Origin of the sequence: Actinomadura montaniterrae (assembly GCF_008923365.1) — a bacterium.
In the GTDB taxonomy this organism is placed as follows: domain Bacteria; phylum Actinomycetota; class Actinomycetes; order Streptosporangiales; family Streptosporangiaceae; genus Spirillospora; species Spirillospora montaniterrae.
Map to the genome: position 1 here is coordinate 1 of NZ_WBMR01000435.1, position 2,661 is coordinate 2,661.

Sequence of the window (2,661 nt, forward strand, 5' to 3'; positions counted from 1 at the left end):
GCGCGGGCGGCGCGCTCCTGCGGGGACTCGGACGAGGGGTTCTCGATGTCAGGTGGGGTGTCGGTCACGGGCTTCCCGTCGCGGCTTCTCACGGTTGGCGGTGGACCGTCCCGAGCGTGCCACGGACGGCCCGCCCGGTCACGGAGGCGGGCACGGAGGCGGCGGGCGCACCGGGGACGGCCGCAGGGGCGGTCACGGGGCGGGTGCGGTCACTGGTGCGCCGGGGACATGTCGGAGACGTCGTCCAGCGCGGACCGGATCTCGTTCGGCAGCGTCAGGTCCTCGCTGTCCAGGATGGCCTCCAGCTGCGCGGCGGTGCGCGCGCCGACGATCGGGGCGGCCACCCCGGGCCGGTCCCGCACCCAGGCGAGCGCCACGCTCAGCGGCGACACGCCGAGGCCCTCGGCGGCGGTCACCACCGACTCCACGATCCGCGCGCACTCCTCGTCCAGGTACGGCTGGACGAAGTCGGCGAAGCGCGGCGCGGCGGCCCGCGACCCGGCGGGGATGCCGGTGCGGTACTTGCCGGTCAGCACGCCCCGCCCGAGCGGCGAGAACGGCAGCAGCCCGGCCCCGGCGTCCAGCGCCGCCGGCACCACCTCCCGCTCGATGTCGCGGCTCAGCAGCGAGTACTCCAGCTGCGCCGACACGATCGGGGCGCGCCCCGGCCAGGCGCGCTGCCACGCCGCCGCCTTGGACACCTGCCAGCCCGCGTAGTTGGACACCCCGACGTACCGGGTCCGGCCGGACGCCACCGCCTCGTCCAGCGCCGACAGCGTCTCCTCCAGCGGCGTCGCCGGGTCGTACACGTGCAGCTGCCACAGGTCGACGTGGTCGAGGTCCATCCGGTCCAGGGACGCGTCCAGGGCGCGCAGCAGGTGCCGCCGGGACCCGTCGTAGCGGCCGTTCGGCCGGATCGCCGCCTTCGTGGCGACGACCAGGGAGTCGCGGTCCACGACCTCGCGCAGCAGCGCCCCGAGGATCCGCTCGCTGTCGCCGTCGCTGTAGACGTCGGCGGTGTCCACCAGCGTGCCGCCGGACTCCGCGAACGCCACGAGCTGCGCCGCGGCCTCGTCCGGCTCGGTGTCCTGGCCCCACGTCATGGTGCCCAGCCCCAGCCGGGACACCAGCAGCCCGCTCCGCCCGAGGTGACGCTCCTTCATAGGCGGTCAATGTAGCGGTCATCGCGGGCCTCCCACGGCGCCGTCACCGTCCGCATCGGCCCGGTGACGTGCGCGGAGTCAGATGGACGACGGGTGACGGGAAGGTGAGCATGATCCGTCCCGCCGGTGACGGACGGGGGTGTCGCCGCAGGTGGCCGGGGATGCGGGGCGGGCGGCGGGGGCGGGCCGGATCCGGGGCGCGGCGCGCGGCGGATACGCTTCACCGGGGTCGGCGCCGTGGCCGATCTCGCATTCGGAGGGAACCCGCCGCTCGTGAACGTCGTGGAAGCGACCGTGCTCGGGATCGTCCAGGGGCTCACCGAGTTCCTGCCGATCTCCAGCTCCGGCCACCTGCTCATCGTGCCGAAACTGCTCGGCTGGAAGGACCCGGGCGCGGCCTTCACCGCCGTCATCCAGCTCGGCACCATGGCCGCGGTCGTCATCTACTTCTGGCGCGACCTCGTCCGCATCCTGACCACCTGGACGAAGAGCCTGTGGACGCCGGAGCTGCGACCGCAGCAGGACGCGCGGCTCGGCTGGTACATCGGCCTCGGCACCGTCCCGGTGGCCGTCATCGGCCTCGCCCTCAACGGGTTCATCGAGGGCGGCGCCCGGAACCTGTGGCTGAACGCGTCGTCGCTGATCGTCCTCGGGCTGCTGCTGATGGTCGCCGAGTGGGCCGGCATCGGCAAGCGCGAGGTCGCCGACCTGAACATGCGGGACGGGCTGATCATCGGCGGGTTCCAGGCGCTCGCGCTGATCCCCGGGTCGTCGCGGTCGGGGTCGACGATGACCGGGGCGCTGTTCCTCGGCTACACCCGCGAGGCCGCCGCCCGGTACTCCTTCCTGCTGTCGATCCCCGCGGTGGTGCTGTCGGGGCTGTTCGAGCTGCGCAAGGCGTTCGACGGGTCGCTGCAGGTCGTCCCGACCGCGATCGCGACCGCGGTGTCGTTCGTGGTCGGCTACGCGTGCATCGCCTGGCTGCTGAAGTTCCTGACCCGGCACTCCACGAACGTGTTCGTGTTCTACCGGGTGGCGCTCGGCGGCGTCCTGCTCGGCCTGCTCGCGGCCGGCGCGATCTCCGCGACCTGACGCCCGCGGCGCCGCCCCGCGCGCCCTACCGCCGTCCCCCCGCGCCCGACCGCCGCTGCCCCGCGCCCTACCGCCGCCGCCCGGCCCGGCCGGGCGAATCGGGGGCACGAAGATCCTGGTGGGATCTGTTCCGGCGGGTCGCCGCCGGGCTAAAGTGCCGGGCCATGGCCCCACCCCCGTACTCCAAGCACCTCCCGGAGGGCGCCGGCGGCCCGTCCGCCGACCCGGTGTTCGGCGCCGGTCCCGGCGACGACCCGGGCTACCTCGCCTCGCTCCGGGACGCGGCGCTGCTGCGGGGCGGGCGCCGGGGTGAACCTGTCGTCCGCGCCGACCGTCCCCGCGATCAGGTTCGGCGCGACGCGGACGCCGCCGTTGGCGATGGTCGCGTAGACGCTCGCCATCTGCA

The 2,661-nt window shown here is 74.5% G+C and carries 2 protein-coding genes and 1 pseudogene; 1 reads left to right on the forward strand and 2 read right to left on the reverse strand.

Going from position 1 to position 2,661, the window contains the following annotated elements; all coding sequences use genetic code 11:
- Nucleotides 1-209: 209 nt before the first annotated feature.
- A complete protein-coding gene (locus F9B16_RS50045) occupies nucleotides 210-1,163 on the reverse strand; it encodes an aldo/keto reductase (RefSeq protein ID WP_151547291.1) in 954 nt (317 codons plus the stop codon).
- A gap of 273 nt (nucleotides 1,164-1,436) precedes the next feature.
- Here F9B16_RS50045 and F9B16_RS50050 point away from each other — a divergent pair, with 273 nt between their 5' ends.
- A complete protein-coding gene (locus F9B16_RS50050) occupies nucleotides 1,437-2,255 on the forward strand; it encodes an undecaprenyl-diphosphate phosphatase (protein WP_151547292.1) in 819 nt (272 codons plus the stop codon).
- A gap of 149 nt (nucleotides 2,256-2,404) precedes the next feature.
- Here the strand turns inward: F9B16_RS50050 and F9B16_RS50055 are convergent.
- Nucleotides 2,405-2,661: pseudogene (locus F9B16_RS50055) on the reverse strand (penicillin-binding transpeptidase domain-containing protein); the annotation flags it as partial.

Bases quoted from the DNA above. Each gene is read 5' to 3' on its own strand.
- F9B16_RS50045 (WP_151547291.1), bottom strand. From the start codon at position 1,163: ATGAAGGAGCGTCACCTCGGGCGGAGCGGGCTGCTGGTGTCCCGGCTG.